At 41.7% G+C, this 20,422-nt stretch carries 22 protein-coding genes and 1 other annotated feature; of the genes, 1 reads left to right on the plus strand and 21 read right to left on the minus strand.

Features of this window, described 5'->3' with window-relative positions; translation table 11 throughout:
• Nucleotides 1-375: 375 nt before the first annotated feature.
• The 3 genes from MHI18_RS06940 to safA all read right to left on the minus strand — a co-directional run bounded on the left by MHI18_RS06940 (nt 376) and on the right by safA (nt 3,984).
• Nucleotides 376-1,014: a YhcN/YlaJ family sporulation lipoprotein gene (locus MHI18_RS06940; RefSeq protein ID WP_340846654.1), complete on the minus strand. Its 639-nt coding sequence runs from the start codon at nt 1,012-1,014 to the stop codon at nt 376-378.
• A gap of 92 nt (nt 1,015-1,106) precedes the next feature.
• Complete coding sequence (locus MHI18_RS06945) at nt 1,107-2,141, minus strand: aminoglycoside phosphotransferase family protein (RefSeq protein WP_340846655.1); 1,035 nt, start codon at nt 2,139-2,141, stop codon at nt 1,107-1,109.
• Nucleotides 2,062-3,984: a SafA/ExsA family spore coat assembly protein gene (gene safA / locus MHI18_RS06950; RefSeq protein WP_340846656.1), complete on the minus strand. Its 1,923-nt coding sequence runs from the start codon at nt 3,982-3,984 to the stop codon at nt 2,062-2,064. The genes MHI18_RS06945 and safA overlap by 80 nt, the downstream gene beginning before the upstream one ends.
• Nucleotides 3,985-4,462: 478 nt before the next feature.
• Here safA and MHI18_RS06955 point away from each other — a divergent pair, with 478 nt between their 5' ends.
• Entirely contained in the window at nt 4,463-5,005 is a 543-nt protein-coding gene (locus MHI18_RS06955; RefSeq protein ID WP_340846658.1) for a transcription repressor NadR, read from the plus strand.
• A gap of 46 nt (nt 5,006-5,051) precedes the next feature.
• Here the strand turns inward: MHI18_RS06955 and pheA are convergent, their stop codons facing one another.
• From pheA to MHI18_RS07045, 18 genes are all read right to left on the minus strand, one after another.
• Nucleotides 5,052-5,924 carry a prephenate dehydratase gene (pheA, locus tag MHI18_RS06960; protein ID WP_340846659.1) on the minus strand — a complete coding sequence of 291 codons (873 nt, stop codon included), beginning with the start codon at nt 5,922-5,924 and terminating at the stop codon, nt 5,052-5,054.
• Nucleotides 5,925-6,072: 148 nt separating this feature from the next.
• Nucleotides 6,073-6,522, minus strand: a complete 450-nt coding sequence (locus tag MHI18_RS06965; RefSeq protein ID WP_340846660.1) for an ACT domain-containing protein — start codon at nt 6,520-6,522, stop codon at nt 6,073-6,075.
• Nucleotides 6,523-6,572: 50 nt separating this feature from the next.
• Nucleotides 6,573-7,865 carry a GTPase ObgE gene (gene obgE / locus MHI18_RS06970; protein ID WP_340846661.1) on the minus strand — a complete coding sequence of 431 codons (1,293 nt, stop codon included), beginning with the start codon at nt 7,863-7,865 and terminating at the stop codon, nt 6,573-6,575.
• A gap of 59 nt (nt 7,866-7,924) precedes the next feature.
• On the minus strand, nt 7,925-8,461 hold the full coding sequence (locus tag MHI18_RS06975) for a Spo0B C-terminal domain-containing protein (RefSeq protein WP_340846662.1): 537 nt from the start codon (nt 8,459-8,461) through the stop codon (nt 7,925-7,927).
• A 366-nt stretch (nt 8,462-8,827) separates the two neighbouring features.
• Nucleotides 8,828-9,118 (minus strand): 50S ribosomal protein L27, encoded by a 291-nt coding sequence (rpmA, locus tag MHI18_RS06980; RefSeq protein WP_040376206.1) that lies wholly within the window; start codon nt 9,116-9,118, stop codon nt 8,828-8,830.
• Between the two features lie 12 nt (nt 9,119-9,130).
• A complete protein-coding gene (locus MHI18_RS06985) occupies nt 9,131-9,463 on the minus strand; it encodes a ribosomal-processing cysteine protease Prp (RefSeq protein WP_340846664.1) in 333 nt (110 codons plus the stop codon).
• 8 nt (nt 9,464-9,471) lie between these two features.
• Entirely contained in the window at nt 9,472-9,780 is a 309-nt protein-coding gene (rplU, locus tag MHI18_RS06990) for a 50S ribosomal protein L21 (RefSeq protein WP_201647640.1), read from the minus strand.
• Nucleotides 9,781-9,793: 13 nt separating this feature from the next.
• Nucleotides 9,794-9,876, minus strand: a sequence feature (ribosomal protein L21 leader region).
• Between the two features lie 66 nt (nt 9,877-9,942).
• Nucleotides 9,943-11,427, minus strand: coding sequence for an Rne/Rng family ribonuclease (locus tag MHI18_RS06995; RefSeq protein ID WP_340846665.1), 1,485 nt, complete (start codon nt 11,425-11,427; stop codon nt 9,943-9,945).
• A gap of 81 nt (nt 11,428-11,508) precedes the next feature.
• Entirely contained in the window at nt 11,509-12,375 is an 867-nt protein-coding gene (locus MHI18_RS07000) for a M50 family metallopeptidase (RefSeq protein WP_340846666.1), read from the minus strand.
• Nucleotides 12,368-13,144 (minus strand): peptidoglycan DD-metalloendopeptidase family protein, encoded by a 777-nt coding sequence (locus MHI18_RS07005; RefSeq protein WP_340846667.1) that lies wholly within the window; start codon nt 13,142-13,144, stop codon nt 12,368-12,370. Before MHI18_RS07005 ends, MHI18_RS07000 begins: the two co-directional genes overlap by 8 nt.
• 316 nt (nt 13,145-13,460) lie before the next feature.
• A complete protein-coding gene (gene minD, locus MHI18_RS07010; RefSeq protein ID WP_340846668.1) occupies nt 13,461-14,264 on the minus strand; it encodes a septum site-determining protein MinD in 804 nt (267 codons plus the stop codon).
• A 2-nt stretch (nt 14,265-14,266) separates the two neighbouring features.
• Nucleotides 14,267-14,950: a septum site-determining protein MinC gene (minC, locus tag MHI18_RS07015; protein WP_340846669.1), complete on the minus strand. Its 684-nt coding sequence runs from the start codon at nt 14,948-14,950 to the stop codon at nt 14,267-14,269.
• 86 nt (nt 14,951-15,036) lie between these two features.
• Nucleotides 15,037-15,555: a rod shape-determining protein MreD gene (gene mreD / locus MHI18_RS07020; protein WP_340846671.1), complete on the minus strand. Its 519-nt coding sequence runs from the start codon at nt 15,553-15,555 to the stop codon at nt 15,037-15,039.
• On the minus strand, nt 15,555-16,430 hold the full coding sequence (mreC, locus tag MHI18_RS07025; RefSeq protein ID WP_340846672.1) for a rod shape-determining protein MreC: 876 nt from the start codon (nt 16,428-16,430) through the stop codon (nt 15,555-15,557). Before mreC ends, mreD begins: the two co-directional genes overlap by 1 nt.
• A 225-nt stretch (nt 16,431-16,655) precedes the next feature.
• Nucleotides 16,656-17,678, minus strand: a complete 1,023-nt coding sequence (locus MHI18_RS07030; RefSeq protein ID WP_340846673.1) for a rod shape-determining protein — start codon at nt 17,676-17,678, stop codon at nt 16,656-16,658.
• 152 nt (nt 17,679-17,830) lie between these two features.
• A complete protein-coding gene (gene radC, locus MHI18_RS07035; RefSeq protein WP_040376216.1) occupies nt 17,831-18,517 on the minus strand; it encodes a RadC family protein in 687 nt (228 codons plus the stop codon).
• A 46-nt stretch (nt 18,518-18,563) separates the two neighbouring features.
• On the minus strand, nt 18,564-19,136 hold the full coding sequence (locus MHI18_RS07040; protein WP_340846674.1) for a Maf family protein: 573 nt from the start codon (nt 19,134-19,136) through the stop codon (nt 18,564-18,566).
• 199 nt (nt 19,137-19,335) lie between these two features.
• Nucleotides 19,336-20,322 carry a hypothetical protein gene (locus tag MHI18_RS07045; protein WP_340846675.1) on the minus strand — a complete coding sequence of 329 codons (987 nt, stop codon included), beginning with the start codon at nt 20,320-20,322 and terminating at the stop codon, nt 19,336-19,338.
• Between the last annotated feature and the right edge of the window lie 100 nt (nt 20,323-20,422).

Here is a 20,422-nt window from a genome sequence, read left to right on the forward strand (position 1 = left end):
TGCACAGTAATCCGTCTGTTTTGCACACTTATTCTGAATTTTTGCACACTAACAGCTCACCTAGTTCGGCATGTTTGATGAAAATGAGTATCTTGCTTTTAATCTCTTTGATCTAAATTAATGACTCTATTTTAACAACCCCGGCTTACCTTGCCTTCACTGTGCTCCAAATTGGCTTTGCACAGTAAATAGCCGGCTATGCACACTTTTTGATTAGTTCTGCACAGATTTACACTTCATCTGCACAGTAAACCGTCGGCTTTGCACACTTATTCCATTTTTTCGCACACTAAAAGCAACCAATTCGGCATGTTCAATAACTCTTCACACAAAAAAGATTGTAGAGAAAAAGCAGCTTTTTCTCTACAATCCTTTTTACTCTCTATTTTGCGGGGTATGATTCATTCTGTAGAAGTCTTCCACTTTTAAATGGCTCATATCGATTGGGAGTCCGCTGCGCAGGCGATTATCGACATTGATGGTACTGTGGTAATTATTGTTGTTAGCTACAATATGCAGCGTTCTATTTCCGATTAATGTTTGCACTTCATCTCTTACATTTTCTGCTACTTGTTCGGCTTGGGTGTAATCATCCAGACTGAGTGCGAGAAAGATTCCATTACTCGTACTAACAGCACGGGAATCCTCTACATGCCTGACTCTATTTGCTTTTTGTCTAATGTTTTCAACGAGTCTGCCATCATAGGCTGTGTAATACATTGATCTAGCTTTTATTGGTTCCCCGTCATGCTTGTGATAATTTCGATCGTTCCTGCTGTAGTCGTTATCGTGATAGAACATCCCTCTTTGATCTGTTGATTGTTCACCCAATCTCGATATCGGTGCATCATGACTAATTCTCCGCACCAAGTTATCTTTTTCAGTCGAATGGTACCCCGACTCAAGTGTGTTGGTGTTTTCGTTTTCCCCAGCCTGATTATCACTTGCTGAACACCCAGTCAAGGTTACTGCAAACACTGTGCATATCGGTAATAAGAAGCTTTTACTCCGCATCAATAAACCCCCTTCGCTTAGAGGCAGGTTTCGCACCTGCCTTTTTAGCATCTTAAGAAAAGGGAGTTTTTACTCTGACAGTTCAAACCATTTTAGGAAAGCAGCTTTGCGATGCTTCGATTGAATTTCATACGTTTTGAATAATTTTCTACTGACAATTTCCAAACAGAATGCAGCCGTTTGGAATGAAGATATCCTTCTTCTTTCACGAGTCGGTTCCACTCTCGAAAAATATCAGCTGGATAAATCAGCGCATATAAAAATGCACGATTATGGCGGTATTTCTTTAATTCCGGATAACTCCAAAGCGTTTCTTCTGGATTATTCAGATGAGGCAGAATTCGATTAGCATATTGTAAAAAATCGATAATCGGCGGTGCTTCACTAATTAAATCGAAATCAATTAAGGTCAATTCCCCGTTCTGCTTCCGTAAAAAATTATGATGTGCACAGTCCCCATGAATGACCACACTATTTTCGCTGTATAACAAACGTTCGTATGCCTGCAGCCCTGATAGCGACCACTCTGCCCACCGAATCCAATTGTCTAAAATCGATTCTTCTACATATTCACGAATGACGGGCAAGTGTTCTTTAAATAAAAGCAGACGTTCACGCCACTTTATATGCTGATCAAACAAAGGAATACCGCTTTTTAAATTTGGTAGTGCATGAACTGATGCTTGATGGAATTGATTGAGTACCTCTAAACCGTTTTGACGGTTTTTATCATTGCGATAATTAAAGGACGTCTTAGCTGGTGGTAAATACTCAATACCTGCGTATACCTTGTTTTCATAATCAAATGGTCGTTCCTCAGCTAACATCCGATACGTACTGTTAAAACCATTTTTTTTAATAACCGACGTTAAAATCTCCTGGCTTTCCCATTTCCGGTAATTAGAAAAGCCTTTAATGATCAAAGATTTATTTTCACTGCGAATTAGATGAACATCCCCGTTTACATGCTGAATTTTTTCTGGCCGAAACCCGCTGTTTTTTAAATAAGAAAGGAGACGAGTGTAGAAAACACTGTCCCCTCGTTGATTAGTAGCCATCGCTTTCATCAGCGTAGGTTGGATACCCAGAATGCAGCGGTGCTTGAACACCAGGAATTCGCTGATCAAAATCCCGTCCTCCATAAGGCAGCTCACCAAACGGAATTCCGCCTCCCTGCCCTTGTTCACCATTCATCATCTGTTGCTGGCCTCCAAAAGGTTGACCATACGGATTTCTTTGTTGAGGATTCCCAAATGGCTGACCGTACGGACCCGGCGGACCTCCGAACGGCTGACCATATGGATTCCTCTGCTGGCCTCCGAATGGTTGTTGGCCAAATGGATTTCCTTGCTGACCTCCAAATGGTTGCTGACCAAATGGATTTCCTTGCTGACCTCCGAATGGTTGCTGACCAAATGGATTTCCTTGCTGGCCTCCGAATGGTTGTTGGCCAAATTGCATTCCTTGTTGTGGTCCTGCTTGTTGGCCAAATTGCATCCCTTGTTGTGGTCCTGCTTGCTGGCCGTATTGCATTCCTTGCTGTGGTGCTGCCTGTTGCCCAAATTGCATTCCTTGCTGTGGTCCTGCTTGCTGGCCGTATTGCATCCCTTGCTGAGGCCCTGCTTGCTGGCCATATTGCGCGCCTTGCTGACCATACCCTGGCTGACCTTGACCTCCATATACTGGAGCTTGAGTTACAATGTCTACACTCTCATATTCAACTTCTGTGAAATTCCCATGAAGATTTCCTTGCTGTGGATAATAAGACTGATTGCCCGGTTTCATCTTCATGGCATAACTAGGTTGTGGGCCCTTTGGCGTTTTTTTACCACAACCACAATCTGAGCTTTCTTGTTGTGGCTGCTGCCCATAATAACCTTGGGTAAGGGGCTGTTCTGCCATTGCTTGCTGATAATAGTGCTTTCCTAGACCTGACGACTCATTGGATGACTCCGCTTGACCATACTGCCCTTGTGGCATCTGAGCTTGTTGATAATAACCTGGCATTTGCTGCTGACCCGCCTGACTGTATAATCCATAATTTTTTCCCGATGATGACGAGGAAGATGAAGATTCATCCATCTGATATTGTGCAGTACTCTGCATCGGTTGATAAGATGGCGCTTGCTGATAGGACTGTTCAGGCTGATAATACTGAGGCTGCTGGTATTGCTGGCCCTGTTGGTATGTTTGAGCTTGCTGATATGGATTAAATTCATTTTCGCACGGCACTTCCTGCATGGCTGGCGTTGGCCAAACTGACTGTGGACTAACTCCTGCACTCTGAACATGCCCAAATGCCCAAGGAGGAATTGGTTCACAATATCCGGACCCTGCCATGATTGGTGTAATCGGCACACACTCTTGCTCTGGTGCGATATATTCAGGTACAATAATTTCTTGCTCTTGTTCTTGTATAATTGTAATTTCTTCCTCAGGACTTTCCTCTAAAACTGGAATTGGCGGAATCTTAGGCATCGGTGGTGGAATAATCGGTTTTTGAACCGGCTTCGGTGCCTCTTTTACTGGCTTTTGTATATTCATATTCTTCGTCATATTTACCATATAATAATTATTTATATCAATTTCAGGAGCAACTGGCTTTGGCATTGGCATTTCTTTCACAATTGGTTTTTCTTTTACGATGATTTGTTCTTTTACGATTGGCTGCTCTTTTACTGGCTGTTGTTGAAAAATCGGCGCTTCTTTGACCAGCTGCTGCATGGGTTGCTGCATCGGCTGTTGCATCGGCGCCTCCTTCACACCGTAGTTAATAACTGCACCTTGGTTTGCAACCGATTCTTTTTTCACATTACCCGATGTACCTGGGATCTTTATTTTCATCCCCGGCATCATCATGTCCGGGTTACTTAACTGTGAATTTAATTGCTTCAGCTCCTCAAAGCTAACGCCGTACTTTTTCGATACTTTCCAAAGCGTATCGCCTTTTTGGACTATATGAATCTTCACGTTGACGATCCCTCCTATGCATATGTCCATACATACTATGAAGAACTAGGCAAAGTGCTAACATTTTTCATGAAAACTTATGCCAAAACTAAACCATTTATGCTAAAACGCCCTTAAACAGCCTTTGAAGAATAAAAGAAATTTCATGGAAAGCTATTTACAAAAGGGTTACGTATTAAAGGAATAAGCCTCCAATCGAGGTATGTGCGGAATTGGCAAGTTTTTGTGCGCTTCAGGACATTTTGTGTGCGGAAACCAGTTATTCTGTGCGCTTCTGACTAGTTTTTGTGCGCTTCGGGCCTATTCCTGTGCGGAGCAACCTTTCTGAATATGATGGAGGTATTACGGATAAGCTTCCAATCAGCGTTTGTACGGAATTGACTAGTTTATGTACACTTCACCTTAAAAATTACTCCATGTCTGAAGATTCCAGCTCGCTATGGTAAAATGAGGGCAATGAGTTGAAGGAGAGATATTTATGACTGAACAGAGGAAGCTGTATGGTGAAGAGCGGCGGAATAAGCTGCTTGAGATTTTGAGGGAGAGCGCGGAGCCTGTGACGGGTAGTGAGTTGTCACGGATGACGCATGTGAGCCGCCAGGTGATTGTTAGTGATGTTACCTTGCTGAAAGCTAAAAATGAGCCGATTATCGCGACCAGTCAGGGCTATATTTACATGTCTCCGACCAATTCGAAGCAGTATGAACGGATTATTACTTGCTCACATTCTCCGGAACAGACGGAGCAGGAATTGAATTTACTTGTTGATCTTGGCATTACGATTAAAGATGTAAAAATAGAGCATCCTGTGTATGGGGATTTGACTGCTTCCATCATGGTCAGCAGCCGTAGAGAGGTGCGTCAGTTCATTCAGCGGATTACTGACAGTAATGCCTCGTATCTATCCGTTTTGGCAAACGGCGTCCATCTACATACCTTATCCGCGGACTCTGAGCAACATCTTGACGAAGCTGAAGCTGCTTTAAAAGAGGCAGGATTTCTAATCGACTACATAAGTTGACTTAACCTAAAAGGCCTGTCCCCAAGTTGGAGACAGGCCTTTTAGGTTAAACCATTTGTGGCTTTCCCACTTTAAAACTTGGATAGCTGCCTAGAACATTGACTTTACAGCCGAGTGCCTCCATTTCGGACATAGCACCAGGAATAAGAATATCATCCATTTTCCTATCAATATCGATAATGAAAAAGTAATTGCCTAGACCGGTTTTCAATGGTCTTGATTCAATTTTCGTTAAATTGAGGCCACGCCAAGCAAAGGCGGACAACACTTTATGGAGTGCCCCGGAACTGTCGACAGGGAGTGTCACCATGAGCGTCGTTTTGTAGCCTTGTTCACTTGTTAAATGGTCATCAAAGCTGACTTCTTGTTTCGAGACCACGATAAATTTTGTATGGTTATGGCTGTAATCATGGATTTGTCTCTTAGCGATTTTTAAGCCATACACGTCTGCTGCCATTTCATTAGCAATGGCGGCAATCTTTCTATCCGGATTTTCGCTGACCATTTTAGCAGCAGCTGCAGTTGATGTTGTGCTTTCATAGGGTATGCCCTTCAGCTCTTTATGGAGAAACTTATGACACTGAGCGATGGCATGTGAATGAGAATACACAATCTCTGGTTTGAAAGACGGTGTATCATTGTCCGGATGAATCATATAATGCTGTTCAATAGGAGCGGTAATATCTCCACGAATGGGCAGCTTTGCTTCGTGGTATAAATAATCGATGGTTATATTCACAGAACCTTCAAGTGCGTTTTCAATGGGAACGACCGCTACTTCTACTTCCCCGTCATTTACGGCATCCAGGCAATCCGGGATGGTCGACAGGGGCACTTTATAATCATTAGGAAATAGACGGCTTACGGCTATATCCGTGAATGTTGCTTTAGGACCCAGAAATGCAATTTGTTTATACATGTATGACGCTTCCTCTCACGGAAAATTTACTGTTTATCTTATGCTATTTTTAGGACTTTTACAATAAATAAGTTTGAAAATTCACGAAAAATAGATAATTGTACTCTATAAAAAAATGCCCCGCACCATAAGTGGTGGGGGCATTAATTTAAGCTCCTGTGCCAAGTACTTCAACTTTTTCAACAAATTCCATTTGACGAAGGCGTGTCATTAACTCATCTATCGGCATACTCATGCTGCCGGTATTTAATGAGAGCGTAACGTTTGCACGCCCCTGTAAAGGGATCGTCTGGTGGATGGTCAGGACATTACATCCTGATGAGGCCACTACATGTAAAAGTTCCGAAAGCGTGCCTGATCGGTCCTCCAGATAGAAAAACAGGGTAACGAGCTGTTCTTTAACGATTGTATGAAACGGAAAAACTGTATCACGGTATTTATAGAAAGCACTTCTGCTAAGATCCACTTTCTGAACGGCGTCCCAGATCGACTCTGCTCTTCCCCGTTCTATCAGTTCCTTCGCATCTAGTGTTTTCTTCATCGCTTCTGGCAGCACATCTTCTCGAACCAGGTAAAACTTTTTATCGGTCTTATCCATGCAGCGCACTCCAATCCCTCACCTTGGCACCTAACGCCATTATCTATTCATCAATCTACAAATTCAAACTCATACTCAAGAATGCGGACGATATCGCCGTCTATCGCTCCACGTTGACGAAGAACCTCATCGACTCCAAACGAACGGATCTGACGAGCGAAACGTTTAACGGATTCATCACGAGTGAAATCAGTCATCTTGAAGAGACGTTCAATCTTGAAGCCAGAGACTACGAAACAGCCATCCGGGTCACGTGTAACATCGAATTCATCCTTTTGTGATACATGCTTGTAAAGAACACGGTGAATTCCGTTATCTTCTGCTTCATCATGATCAAGCGGGAATTCTGGTGTTTCTTCAATTTTATCTACAATCGCATAAACAAGTTCACGTAGTCCTGAACGATTTACAGAAGAAATCGGGAAAATTGGATAGTCTTCCGTTAACTTTTCACGGAATGTCTGCAAGTTTTCTTCCGAATCAGGCATATCCATTTTACTAGCTACGATGATCTGCGGACGCTCAAGTAAACGTAAATTATATTCATTTAATTCATTGTTAATGGTCAGGTAATCTTCATAAGGGTCGCGTCCTTCAAGTCCTGACATATCGATTACATGGACAATTGCCCGTGTCCGTTCGATATGACGAAGGAATTGATGTCCTAGGCCTACGCCTTGTGATGCACCTTCAATTAGTCCTGGTAAATCAGCTAAAACAAAACTACGATGATCTTCCGTTTCAACCATTCCTAAATTAGGAACGATTGTGGTGAAATGATAATCCGCAATCTTAGGTCTTGCTGCAGAAACTACAGAAAGAAGCGTTGATTTACCGACACTTGGGAAGCCGACAAGTCCCGCATCCGCAAGCAATTTAAGCTCCATAGTAATTTCACGTTCTTGTCCAGGTTCACCATTTTCAGCGATTTCCGGAGCTGGATTAGAAGGAGAGGAGAAACGAGAGTTTCCGCGTCCACCGCGTCCGCCCTTAGCAACAACAGCCCGTTGGCCATGTTCAATAAGATCGGCAAGTACTTCGCCGGTATTTGCATCTGTAACCACCGTACCCGGTGGAACTTTAACAATCATATCACTCGCATTTTTACCGTGCATGTTTTTAGACATACCGTGTTCTCCGCGTGGTGCTTTGAAATGCCGTTGGTAACGGAAATCCATTAGCGTACGCAGTCCTTCTTCTACTTCAAAAATTACATTCGCTCCATTACCGCCGTCTCCGCCAGCTGGACCGCCCATTGGTACATATTTTTCGCGGCGGTAGGCAACGACACCGTTCCCACCGTCTCCGCCTTTTACTAATACTTTGACCTGATCAATAAACATGCAATCACTTCCTTGTTTTCTGTATGTAACCTTGATGCATTACATATATTTTTACCACTTTAAATCTTCATATCCAACGTAAATACAACACATGTTTCAGTAAATTCCGATGACACATGCTCTAGTTTATCCAGCGGCTGGGAAAGCAAACGCATAAGTGAATCATCTTCTTTGCGGCTTCCCTCTAAGTCAAAGGAAAAACGAATATTCTTTGCATTTGTTTCAAAGATAGAAACGGTAAGCACATTTTCACTATACCCATCCAGCGATTCGTTCAAGATAGCAAATAATTTACGTGTCCAGGCTGTTATTGTTTCATCGAGATTTGAACAGCCTTTTATGGTATCAATGACCTCGAACTCACAGCGGAAAGCACAGGGCTGCCAATTTGCCGTCATAAGAAGTTCACCGAATTGCGGCATTTTCAAATTGGACAGCCTTGCTTCATGCTGAGATTCAATAATGATTTCTTCAATAATGGCCCGTGCACGATCACTTCTCTCGAGTTCCAGGTTCCCTTTAATTAACTGAATCTTATTGAGCCAATCATGTCGTGAGTGGCGTAGAATTTCTACGGTCGTCCATTCATTATCCATTTCATTAACTCCTACCATTCAATAGAACATTCCATACGCTCTATCATGTCAGATGATTTCTTTAGTATATCAAAAAAAGCTAGAAGGTAGAATAGAGTAATCTCCCTCTAAAACATGAAAGCCATCGTCCAAAGGACCCGTTTCGGCACAAGAGTGCTTTGGACGATGGCAGAGCAAAGTCATCTAGGATGTAAAAAATTAAAATAGGAGCATAGACGTTTTTGGGAGACAATAAAAAAGAAAAGCCCTGACTCCTTCCTTTTCACACATATGTAGCAAAACATTCATACGAACGAGCTGCCGCAATATATTGTGTTCAATAGAAGGAGCCGGACCCTATAAACCAGCTTCTAAAAGAAAGCTGTATTATGCTTCTTGTGCTGCTGGATAAACGCTGACTTTTTTACGGTCACGACCGTAACGTTCGAATTTAACAACACCATCCACTTTCGCGTATAGTGTGTCATCTCCGCCGCGTCCTACGTTTTCACCAGGATAGATTTTAGTACCGCGTTGACGGTAAAGGATAGAACCACCAGATACGAATTGACCATCCGCACGCTTAGCGCCTAAACGCTTCGATTGGGAGTCACGTCCGTTTCTTGTAGAACCTACTCCCTTTTTGGAAGCAAAGAACTGAAGATCTAATCTTAACATATGTTCCACCTCCTATTGTCTGAGGATAATTTTCATGTATTTTCCATAATCACGTTCGATAGTCTGTAATGATACAAGCATCCCGTCCAACAACAGCTGAACCTTTTCCCGTGATGATTCTGAAATATCTTCCGGAATCACACAGTTCAGGTAGCCGCCTTGTCCGCTCTGCTTAATCTCAGGTTTTACATCCGTTAAGGACATAACTGCATTAACAGCCCCGAAGGTAACTGCCGATACACCTGCACATACAATATCAGAACCTTTTTTAGCAAAATCAGCATGTCCACTTAAGGTGAAGGAATGAATCCGTCCTTGAGCGACATCGAAAGTTATCTTTATCATATTCAGCCTTATGCGTTAATTTCGCCGATAACGACTTTAGTATAAGGTTGACGATGACCTAGCTTTCTATGATAGTTCTTCTTCGCTTTGTAACGGAATACAGTGATTTTCTTTTGCTTCCCTTGTTTTTCAACAGTACCTGTTACAGTAGCGCCTTCAACTAGAGGAGCTCCAACTTTCACGTCTTCACCGCCTACGAATAAAACTTTGTCAAATGTAACAGTTTCGCCTGCTTCAAGGTTTAATTTTTCAATATAAACCGTTTCGCCAGCTGCTACTTTAATTTGTTTACCGCCAGTTTCAATAATTGCGTACATACTTGCACCTCCTTGGATCTCTCAGACTCGCCAAGCACAGGCGTTTTACGAAGCCGTAAAAACTTTGGAACCTGATTTGAGCGGTTGTAGCACGGGTGCTACAAACATAACAGTAAAATTTTATCACATATAAAAACCTCTGTCAATCTCATTCCTAGATTTTTATTCGTACATCGATTTCGCTTGTTTAAGTTCTTTGTAGGAACCAAAACGTTTGATTGTATAACTGTTTAGCTGTCCCTCTATATAGGTAACAAGTAATTTCTTCCCAATTAATGCTTCAATCCATTCTCGTCCTGAATCTTTAACTCCAAGTAAAACGTCAGCTACAGCTTGATTCATCTCAACCCAGACCGCCTCATCTACGCTTCTTCGATGTTCGAACAGTTCACGTTCCAAGCGGAAAGCAACCGTTTCCGGGCTATCCACTCTTCCAGTCCCTTGGCAGACGGTACACTGATTAGTCAGCTTATCTTGCAGCGACGGGGCTGTACGCTTCCTTGTAAGCTGAAGAATCCCCAGTTCAGTAAACCCGACAATTTGGACATGTCGGTTATCTTGTTTCATTTCTTTTGTCATGGCTGCAACAATTGCTTTTCGATGCTTCTCTTCCGTCATATTAATAAAGTCTACTAGAATGATACCTGCTAGATTACGCAATATGATTTGGTGAACCACTTCACTCGCAGCTTCGAGATTCGTTTCAAACAATGTCTGCTCTTTTTGTGCTTTGCCGATAAATTTCCCTGTGTTGACATCAATAATCGTAAAGGCTTCCGTTTCTTCTATGATTAATGAACCGCCATTTGGTAACGGTACCTGTTTTTTCAGTGATTCACTCACTTCCGTTTGGATATGATACTTAGCAAAAAGATCACCAGGACCGGAATCATATGTAACCGTCCATTCACTATTCTGTTCACCCAGACGCTTTTTCAATTCTTGGCAGCTTTCAAAGTCATCTAAAATAATTTCACCGAACTGTGTAGAAGCAATTTTAACTGTTAACATGTCTAAGAATGAATCCCGCGCATAAACCAGCCCTGGTTTCTTAGCCAAATCGGCACGCTTAACCAAATTTTGATAGGCAGCACGTAAGGCATGGAGCTGTTTTAAAAAATCCTCTTCACTTTGATTTTCCATAGAGGTCCTGACGATTAATCCTTCAAGTTCCTCTTTATGCTCAGATGCCGCTTTTCTCCAATAACTTTGTAAACGGTGATTCGTAAATTTCTTGGATACGCCAAGATAATCATTGCCATATATGTAGACGAGTGACGGACTGGAAAGCTCGATCATGGCACTTAATTTCGCGCCCTTTGTTCCCGATTCATCACGGCTGACTTGAACAAGCAGCTTTTGCCCTTGATGGATATACGAACTAATTCCCTTAATGGGCAGGTTCTTACTCTTATCTTGTTGAAAGACAGGAATTTCATCCCGATGTAACAAACCATTTTTATCCGCGCCATATTCAACAAATACAGCCTCCATACCCGGCATCACCTTGGTTACTTTACCTATGTAAATATTTCCGACTGTACTTTCTTGTTGCGGCTGCACAATTTCCAGCCTGACAACTCGTTCATTTTCCAGTACCGCATATCGTTTTTCTCGTGTAACTAGACTGGCAATTATTTTTTTCATGACAAAAAACCCCTTCTTCATGTGGGGACAGCAGACTTGTGTTAGTCCATCCTGCAACCATTTGAAGAAAGGATATCATATCTAATAGGAATATAACAATTCACCGATACTAGCGGAAGTTAATTTGTCGGAAAAATAGGCATGAAGAATCTCATTTTCATCTAAAGCCCCACTTTCCCGCCCATCTTTTAATACAATTACAGGATGCTTACACCCCCTTTGAAAACGTTCAAGCACCTCAATAATTTTTTCACTTTGATCGACCTTAATCGGTTTAAGCATCTCCAATGTACTATTACGTCCATAATGACGTTCGAGCAAAAATCGAATAAACGCAAAGTATCGCTGCTTCCATTCCATCACCAGTGTAAAAATAATAAATCCAGCAATAATCCATGCATTCAAATTCAATGGTTCAGTCAGCAAGATATAGAAAAAACCTAAAACCGCAATCGCCGATGACAACAGAATCGTTAACCGATGAGCATCAATAAAGGAGCGTTTTAGCGAAAGACCTAAAAAGAGTAGTTTCCCCCCGTCGAGCGGCCAGATTGGCAGCAAATTGAAGAGCATGACGGCTGAATTCATATAGAAAAATTGCTGATATAATTCAAAAGAAACCAGGGAAAATGTATACATCAAATAAGCGACACCAACGAGCCAAAGATGCTGGATGGGTCCAGCTAAAATGACGAGAAGTTCCTCCCTCATAGATTTATTTCCATATTCCTCCGTTTCAACAGAACCACCGAACGGGAGAATCTGAATGGCTTTAATCCGCCAATTAAAGTGATTAGCTGTCACCGCATGTCCCATTTCATGGACAAAAACAATGCAAAAAAGCATTAATAGTTGTGTGAAATGAGCAGTGACAACCGCAATCCCCATAACAACCCAAAGCGTCGGATGGATATTGATTTTCTGAAGAAGCTTAATACTTTCATTCAAAGGAAATCACCTTTTTAGGATCAATAAATGCATCATCCTTCTTGATTGCAAGATAAAAGGATCCTTTAGATCCATCTTGACTTGCCGTTACTTGTCCAATTTCCGCTCCCTTTTTCACCGTTTCAAAGAGGGTTACGTTGATGTTTTCGAGTTCGCCATACCACGATTCTGATTTATCAACATGTTGAATTACAACCGTTTTCCCAAGTCCCTCTTTCGTTCCGGCAAAGATAATTAATCCGCCATTCAGCGCCTCTACCTTTGAGTTACTGCCGGTTTCAAGAATAATTCCCTCTCCATTTGTTTCAAAACTTTCGGTAATCTTACCAGACACAGGTTGAGCAAATTGACCATCACTTTCAGCCACATTCGTATTCGTGTTATCAGTTGGTAAAAAAGCGATAGGCTTCCCGAACGTATCTTCATACCAGGATGACACAGCCGCAAATTGGAATTCCTGTTTCATTGCCGTAGAAACAGCATTCCGCGCTGGATCAAACTGTGGAGAAGGATGCCTAAACAGCACAGCCACAATTAAGAATAAGCATGCTGCACCTAACATTTTAAAAAGAAAGTATTCCTTCTTAAACAGCGGATGATCCTTTTCTCGATTACCTGTTTCAAAGGAGACACTTTCGTACCCATACTGCTCCTGATTATCCACTTTCATCTCTGACCACGGAATATCAGTCCGCTTACTCTCAAGCTTACTCTCAAGCCTTCTCCGCTTAGCAATCCGATCTTGTATCTCCTTCCTGCGGTCTCCCAACAAGCATCACCCTTCCCCAAGCCTTTGTAATCAGCATATGACACCCTTGTCCAGACTATGACTTTGAAATTTGCAAGGGGTGGGAAACTCGAACAGCAATTAATGCTCGAACACATTTATCGGTCTACCAAAGTTTTATCAGTCTAACTGGCGCTGGTATCGGTCTACCAGCTAAGTTTATCGGTCTAACTCGTTGATGTATCGGTCTAGCAAAGATTTATCAGTCTAACTGCACTGGTATCGGTCTGCCAGTCTGTCACCTACATGCCCAACGCAAAAAAAACACCTCCAGCATAACTGGAGGTGTTTAAATTTCTTATTGACCGGCAAAAATTTTCTTGAGTTTGGCCATAAAACCTTTTGGCTGGTCCTCAAGCGGGTTGAGCGGCACAGACTCACCAAGGATTCGACGAGCTATATTTCGGTACGCAATGGACGCCCGGTTGTTCGGATCGAGGGCAATCGGCTCTCCCTGATTGGAGGCTTTGATAACTTGATCATCATCGACAACGATTCCGAGCAAGTCAATGGAAAGATGAGTGGTAATTTCGTCAATATCCAGCATCTCTCCGCTTTTTAGCATATGATTACGAATTCTGTTGATCACGAGTTTAGGAGATTCGATATGATCTTCTTTCTCAATCAACCCAATAATACGATCGGCATCACGGACTGCTGATGTTTCAGGTGTGGTTACGACAACCGCCTTGTCAGCTCCTGCAATCGCATTTTGAAAGCCTTGCTCGATCCCTGCAGGGCAATCAATGATCACATAATCATAGTCCTGCTTTAGTTCACCGATTAATTTCTTCATCTGCTCCGGATTAACGGCCGTTTTATCACTCGTTTGTGCTGCTGGAAGCAGATATAACAAGTCATCAAACCGCTTGTCCTTCACAAGTGCTTGGTGAATTTTACAGCGTCCATTAATGACATCGACTAGATCATAAATGATTCTGTTTTCAAGACCCATAACGACATCTAAATTACGAAGTCCGATATCTGTATCAACCAAGCAAACTCTTTTACCGAGAATTGCCAATGATGTACCTAAGTTAGCGGATGTTGTGGTTTTTCCCACACCGCCCTTTCCCGACGTAATGACTATGGCCTCTCCCACGATTAGAGTCCTCCTTCTAATCTATTTAAATTCGGTCTTTGTTTCTTTAAAACATGGAGTTTTTCAACAACGATATGTTCATCATTATCGATAAATGCACATTCCATGCCGTGACCTTCTTCGGTGTATGCTTCCGGTGCGTGACAAACAAGCTCTGAAATTCGAAGCTGCGATGGTTTCATAACAGAAGCCGCAATGACAGCTCTCGAATTTCCGTGTGCTCCTGCATGTGCAATGCCCTTCAGCGTTCCCATGATATAGACGTTTCCGCCGGCCACCACTTTCCCGCCAGGATTGACATCACCTATTAGTAATAAATCACCCGGAACCTCAAAAACCTGTCCTGATCTGATTACTTTCGCTACAGTTTCAATTTGATTTTCATCTTTCCACTGCTTTGCTTCATCATACGTCATCACATTCGATACAATCTCATCGACGACTAGCTTTTTCTTCTTACGAATTAATTCTTTAATGTTTTCCTTCTGTGCATCTGTTAAATAACGATTGCCTATATGTACCTTTACGGCAAGCAGAGGGTCATTTTCCTGAAATCTATAATTTAAGGAAAGCTTTGTTTCAAGTTCCCTTATTAATTCTGAAAACGAACACGCATCATCAAGATGCAGTGTGAGCCCATCTTTCGTACCCTTAATTAAAACATTTTGCTGACTTCTTTTATTCATGGCGCCTGTTTCACCTCAATGAAAGTATAATTCGACACAGACAGCGAATTTTCCTTTTTATCCGAAAGAAAACACGTAGATTACGTTTATTCCCCTTCTGATTCGACCCTTAAACTTTCTATTGTCCGTCTTAAAGGATAGGCAGTGATCACAATGAACACCAAATTCAAGAGCAGTGTCGGTACAAGACGTAGCATGGAAAAATCACGATAATCCACTGATGTGAAACCAAGAAGTATGTTTAACTGATAAACCGCCGTTTCAATTATGGCGATGAAAAGGACTGTAATTAATCCACTAATCAATAAATTAGATTGTAGAATTTTCATAATCTTTGATATTAAGTAGGCAGCGACAGGAAACGCAAACGTGTAAACGCCAAGAATCTCTGTATATGCTACATCATACAACAAACCAAGAACAAAGGCATACATAAACGCCGTCTTTCTCGAACCATAAATGGTCAAAAAGGCAATAAAAATAACAGTCATTCTCGGAATAAGGAAACTGGTTCCCCCGTATAGGTATCCAGAAAAAACATTAGCCAATACGCTTTCTCCAATAAAAATAATCAAAGCGAGCAGAGGAATAATAAGTTTTCTCATTACTCCTGACCCTCATCTTGAATTTCTGCTTCTTTCCCTGCCACTTTACGTTCAAGAACCATTACATTATTAATATCATAGAAATCGGTTGAAGGCTGTACATAGGCTGTTTGATTCAACCCATTCTGATCAATCTTAACATCGACGACTTTCCCAATCGGCAGACCTCTTGGGAAAATTCCGCCGTAACCAGATGTAATTACAAACGAATTCTTCTTAATCTTCTTATCATAGGGAATTCGTTTCAGCATTAGTAACCCTTTTTCCTCATCATATCCTTCAATAATGCCATATGCCTTGTCATCACCTTGAACAATCGCAGAAACACGGTTTGTCGTATCAACTGATGTCAACAATTCGACAGTTGAAGAAAACTGACCAGGTGTTTTTACTTTCCCAATCAACCCATCTGCCGTAATAACCGCCATATTTTTCTCGACGCCTTGAAGCTTGCCTTTATTAATTCGAATTAATTCATGCCACATTTGATCGGGGTCACGCCCGATGACCGTAGCCTGAATCGACTCATATTCACGAAGACTATCTTTTTTATCAAGCGTTTTCCGCAGATCCTCATTTTCTTCGGATAACTCTTGCACTTCCGTTTTCAACTGAACATATTCATCTAAACGTGCTTTCAGCTTCTTGTTTTCATCATATGTATGCTGAAGGTCACCCAAGTTCTCAACGAAACGAGTGACGGCTGACACCGGTTTATTAAATACATTTTGAGCCCAGCCTGTCGTATCCTGTATAAACTGCTCCGGCCAAGTCAATTTATCTCGATCTCTCATCGAAAATCCAATTAATGCCACGAGAAGAATGATACTAACCAGTAAAAGAATAAGCTTTTTATTGAAAAAAAACTGTGGCATGGCGATTTTCACCTCTATCATTTCCAACTTTGTCTCATACATGCAGTCAAAGACGCAGATACGTAATAAATAAGGATTGGGCTTTTTCGGATTGGATACGTCCCAGCCCGGAAAGTCCAATCCCCGTAATGTTATCCCTAGCAGTGTAAACTGCTTACTGAAAAAAGGGACGAATGCCAGGCAAAAAACCAGCGATTACGTTCCGTCCCATCTTAAAACATATATTTATCTAGAATAATCTTTTGTTCTAGTTTTAAATAATTGGATATGGTCAAGTGCTTTACCTGTTCCAATCGCTACACAGTCAAGTGGATTTTCGGCAATTAATACCGGCATACTTGTCTCTTCACTGATGACTTTATCAAGATTGCGAAGTAATGCTCCGCCGCCAGTGAGTACAATTCCTCTATCCATAATATCCGCTGCAAGTTCAGGCGGAGTTTTTTCCAACGTATTTTTCACTGAATCTACGATAGCATAGACGGTATCTCTAAGAGCTGTAGAAATTTCTTTCGCTGTGATTTCAATTGTTTTTGGTAATCCAGTCAGAAGATCGCGTCCACGAATTTCCATGTTGTCAATGCCTTCTGTGTCGCCAGCAGAACCAATTTCCATTTTGATGGCTTCAGAAGTTCGTTCACCAATCATCAAGTTATAATTTTTACGGATGTAAATAACAATGGCTTCATCCATTTCGTCGCCAGCAATACGAATTGATTGGCTTGTTACAATACCACCTAAGGAAATAATAGCCACTTCAGTTGTACCGCCGCCAATATCAACAACCATACTGCCAGTTGGTTCCCAAACAGGTAGATTCGCACCAATTGCCGCTGCAAAAGGCTCTTCAATCGGGTATGCATCTCGTGCCCCTGCTTGTCTTGTTGCGTCAATAACAGCACGCTGCTCAACAGCTGTAATTCCAGAAGGAACACAAACCATTACATAAGGCTTACTACCGAACACGCCTTTTTTCTGTGCTTCTTGCATGTAATATTTCATCATTGTCGCTGTTGTTTCATAATCAGCAATGACTCCATCTTTCATCGGACGAAGCGCAACAACATTCCCCGGAGTACGTCCAATCATATTTCTCGCGTCATTACCAACCGCTACAATTTGCTTCGTATCTGTCTGTAAAGCAACAACGGAAGGTTCGCGTACAACGATTCCTTTTCCTTTAACATAAACGAGCGTATTTGCTGTTCCTAAGTCAATCCCCAAATCTCTAGTACCTATTCCAAACATTGCGGTATCTCCCTTTCATGGACAATCTGCTTTTTATAATAAGGTCTTTGTTTGCATCATCATTTTCAATAAGAAAAAACTCGGAATTTCAAAGCAATCCCTTCAAAAATCATAAACAATATTATACAGCATCGTCAAATATTTTGGTAGTGTCATAAATAACCTTTTTCCTTTAAACTGATAAATTTCTGATCTCCAATGATGACATGGTCAAGCAGTTCAATGCCGATAATTTTCCCGCATTCAACCAGACGCTTGGTTACCTCAATATCTTCACGGCTTGGCTGTGGATCTCCCGAGGGATGGTTATGGAGACAAATGATAGAGGCGGCAGACCTTCGAAATGCTTCTTTGTACACCTCGCGTGGATGGACAATTGAGGCATTAAGGCTGCCGATGAAAATGGTTTGCTTATGAAGAACTTGATTCTTCGTATTGAGATAGAGGCAGACGAAATGCTCCTGTGATAGAAAACGCATTTCATCCATACAATAATTCGCACAGTCTTCCGGCGAACGAATCACGTACCGATCTTGATTATTTAAGCTGTTGATTCTTCGACCGATTTCAATCGCTGCAAGGATTTGAATCGCCTTCGCTTCGCCGATTCCATGAATAGCCGTTATTTCTTCGATTGATGCATCCTTTAGGAGCCGAAGTCCCTCAAATGTGCGAATCAAGCGGCTTGATAGTTGAATAACAGACTCATTCTTTGTTCCTGTTCGTATCAACAGCGCAAGCAATTCTTGGTTGGAAAGACTTTTTGGTCCTTCTTGCAAAAAGCGTTCACGGGGACGCTCTTCTTTAGGAGTATCCCTTATTAACATTTTTTCTTCCATTGTATCCTTCCTTCCCTTTACAGGACGAAAAAGGAGGAATGGCCGCCTACTCTACAGGATTAGGGGTAAACGCTTTTAATTCACGGGCAAGCCGGGAAACAGGTAAACCTACTACGGTAAAATAATCACCGTCTATTTTTTTCACGAACAATGAGCCAAACCCCTGAATGCCGTAGCTGCCCGCCTTATCAAAAGGTTCGCCGCTATCGAGATAAGTCTTCAGTTCTTCTTCCTGCAGGTCCCAAAAAGTAACATGAGTTTTCTCTGCAAACACAGTGAATCGATCGTTCTGTACGAGGGCGACTCCAGTATACACACAATGTGTACGTCCAGACAGAAGCATCAACATCCTGCTGGCATCATTGCGGTCGACAGGTTTTCCAAGAATCTCGTTATCAATGGCTACAACCGTATCCGATCCAATCACACAGGAATCTGGAAAATCAATTGCTGCCGCCTTTGCTTTTCTTAATGCGAGTTCTCTGACTGCCTGTTCTGGGTCTAAGTGAGAGGCAACGCTTTCGTCAACATTGGTGTTGACTGTAGTAAATGGTATTTGAAGGAATTGCAGAAGTTCTTTTCTTCGCGGTGAAGAAGAAGCTAAAATCACTGGATGCATGAAACCACCTTACCTTATTGTCATGATAGAGAGATACTCTCTTATCGTACCAAATAGATGAACAAGTAACAATCTTTGTCATCAATTATGTCGAAAACTATCTATAAAACTACTTGAAAGACAAAGAACCTCACATCGTGAGGACGATTTGCCATTATTCGTGTTTATTCTTTGTATTTCCCGGAAAATAAAAAGTTCATTACTTTTGATAGTTTTGTAAAAACATCAGCAATTTATCTTGTGTTTGGAGCAACTGGGTCTTCTCTTGTGAGCTTTGGTATTGCCGATGCAATTCAGCAGCTGCTGTCAACTGATTATAAGCGTCTGATAAAGTAGCTGAAGAGGCTTTCTTAACTTCCGTTTTAAGTGCTGCGAGCTGTTTATCGATTTTCTCTTGATTCAGCTTAGAGTCGGATCCTAGGAGTTGTGCCGAAGAGTCCTTTGTTAATTGTTGATAAACTGGAACCATATCACCAAGTATTTTTTGTTCCTTTTCTTTTGCACCTGATTTAATGGTTACTTCTTTCCAAAAAACATCTACATCATAGGTTTTTAAAAATACAGCCAGTTTTTTGGTCTCCTCTAATGTACTTGAAGCACCCAAGTACAGCACAAACTGATCTTCTTGCTTAAAAATCTCTGCTGGTACATTCTTTTCAGCCACTTTTTGCTGAATCTCGGCTGCCGCTTCTTTCGTTGTAAAAATTCCGCCTTGAACAAGAAACGTTTTAATTTCTGTTACCGCTGCTACCGCTTTCTTTTTCTTCCCTGTATCTGCCGTTTCGACCGGCTTTTCAGTTGGAACATTTTCCCCTTCGTACGTCTGTGTTCCGCTGGTGGCCGTCCCTGCAATCGTCTTTAAAACGATAAACCCTAAGCTTGTCCCGATAATCACAGCACAAATGATCGGAATTAAATACGTTTGTAAAAATACAATCGGTTTCTTTTTGTTTGGAGAAATCCAGCCATTTCCAAAAGAAAAAAATCCAGGTTTTGGTTTCTTCATTTCCGGAACGTTTCGCTCCGACTCTTCATCCTCTTCTGGCAGAATCCAGTTGAAGCTTTCTTCAGGTTCAGCCGCCGCTGCTGCTTCTGGTTTTGACTCCACAAGCGTTCCATCTTTAAACGTTTTAACCTGGCCATTTATCTTTATCGTAATTTTTTTAGGATTATTCAGGTTGTCCATCCCACAACCTCCTCATCACGGTCATTTTGTTCATCCTATCATAGAGACAAAAAAAAATAACAAGACTTTTGTCGTCTTGTTATCAATAGCTTTCGTCAAT

It is taken from the genome of Peribacillus sp. FSL H8-0477, from assembly GCF_038002765.1.
GTDB lineage: Bacteria > Bacillota > Bacilli > Bacillales > DSM-1321 > Peribacillus.

What these genes read in the sequence shown, in the direction of transcription:
- MHI18_RS06940 (WP_340846654.1), bottom strand. Translation starts at nt 1,014, where the DNA reads ATGCGGAGTAAAAGCTTCTTATTACCGATATGCACAGTGTTTGCAGTA.
- MHI18_RS06955 (WP_340846658.1), top strand. Translation starts at nt 4,463, where the DNA reads ATGACTGAACAGAGGAAGCTGTATGGTGAAGAGCGGCGGAATAAGCTG.
- pheA (WP_340846659.1), bottom strand. Translation starts at nt 5,924, where the DNA reads ATGTATAAACAAATTGCATTTCTGGGTCCTAAAGCAACATTCACGGAT.
- MHI18_RS06965 (WP_340846660.1), bottom strand. Translation starts at nt 6,522, where the DNA reads ATGGATAAGACCGATAAAAAGTTTTACCTGGTTCGAGAAGATGTGCTG.
- obgE (WP_340846661.1), bottom strand. Translation starts at nt 7,865, where the DNA reads ATGTTTATTGATCAGGTCAAAGTATTAGTAAAAGGCGGAGACGGTGGG.
- MHI18_RS06975 (WP_340846662.1), bottom strand. Translation starts at nt 8,461, where the DNA reads ATGGATAATGAATGGACGACCGTAGAAATTCTACGCCACTCACGACAT.
- rpmA (WP_040376206.1), bottom strand. Translation starts at nt 9,118, where the DNA reads ATGTTAAGATTAGATCTTCAGTTCTTTGCTTCCAAAAAGGGAGTAGGT.
- MHI18_RS06985 (WP_340846664.1), bottom strand. Translation starts at nt 9,463, where the DNA reads ATGATAAAGATAACTTTCGATGTCGCTCAAGGACGGATTCATTCCTTC.
- rplU (WP_201647640.1), bottom strand. Translation starts at nt 9,780, where the DNA reads ATGTACGCAATTATTGAAACTGGCGGTAAACAAATTAAAGTAGCAGCT.
- MHI18_RS06995 (WP_340846665.1), bottom strand. Translation starts at nt 11,427, where the DNA reads ATGAAAAAAATAATTGCCAGTCTAGTTACACGAGAAAAACGATATGCG.
- minC (WP_340846669.1), bottom strand. Translation starts at nt 14,950, where the DNA reads ATGAATAAAAGAAGTCAGCAAAATGTTTTAATTAAGGGTACGAAAGAT.
- mreD (WP_340846671.1), bottom strand. Translation starts at nt 15,555, where the DNA reads ATGAGAAAACTTATTATTCCTCTGCTCGCTTTGATTATTTTTATTGGA.
- mreC (WP_340846672.1), bottom strand. Translation starts at nt 16,430, where the DNA reads ATGCCACAGTTTTTTTTCAATAAAAAGCTTATTCTTTTACTGGTTAGT.
- MHI18_RS07030 (WP_340846673.1), bottom strand. Translation starts at nt 17,678, where the DNA reads ATGTTTGGAATAGGTACTAGAGATTTGGGGATTGACTTAGGAACAGCA.
- radC (WP_040376216.1), bottom strand. Translation starts at nt 18,517, where the DNA reads ATGGAAGAAAAAATGTTAATAAGGGATACTCCTAAAGAAGAGCGTCCC.
- MHI18_RS07040 (WP_340846674.1), bottom strand. Translation starts at nt 19,136, where the DNA reads ATGCATCCAGTGATTTTAGCTTCTTCTTCACCGCGAAGAAAAGAACTT.
- MHI18_RS07045 (WP_340846675.1), bottom strand. Translation starts at nt 20,322, where the DNA reads ATGGACAACCTGAATAATCCTAAAAAAATTACGATAAAGATAAATGGC.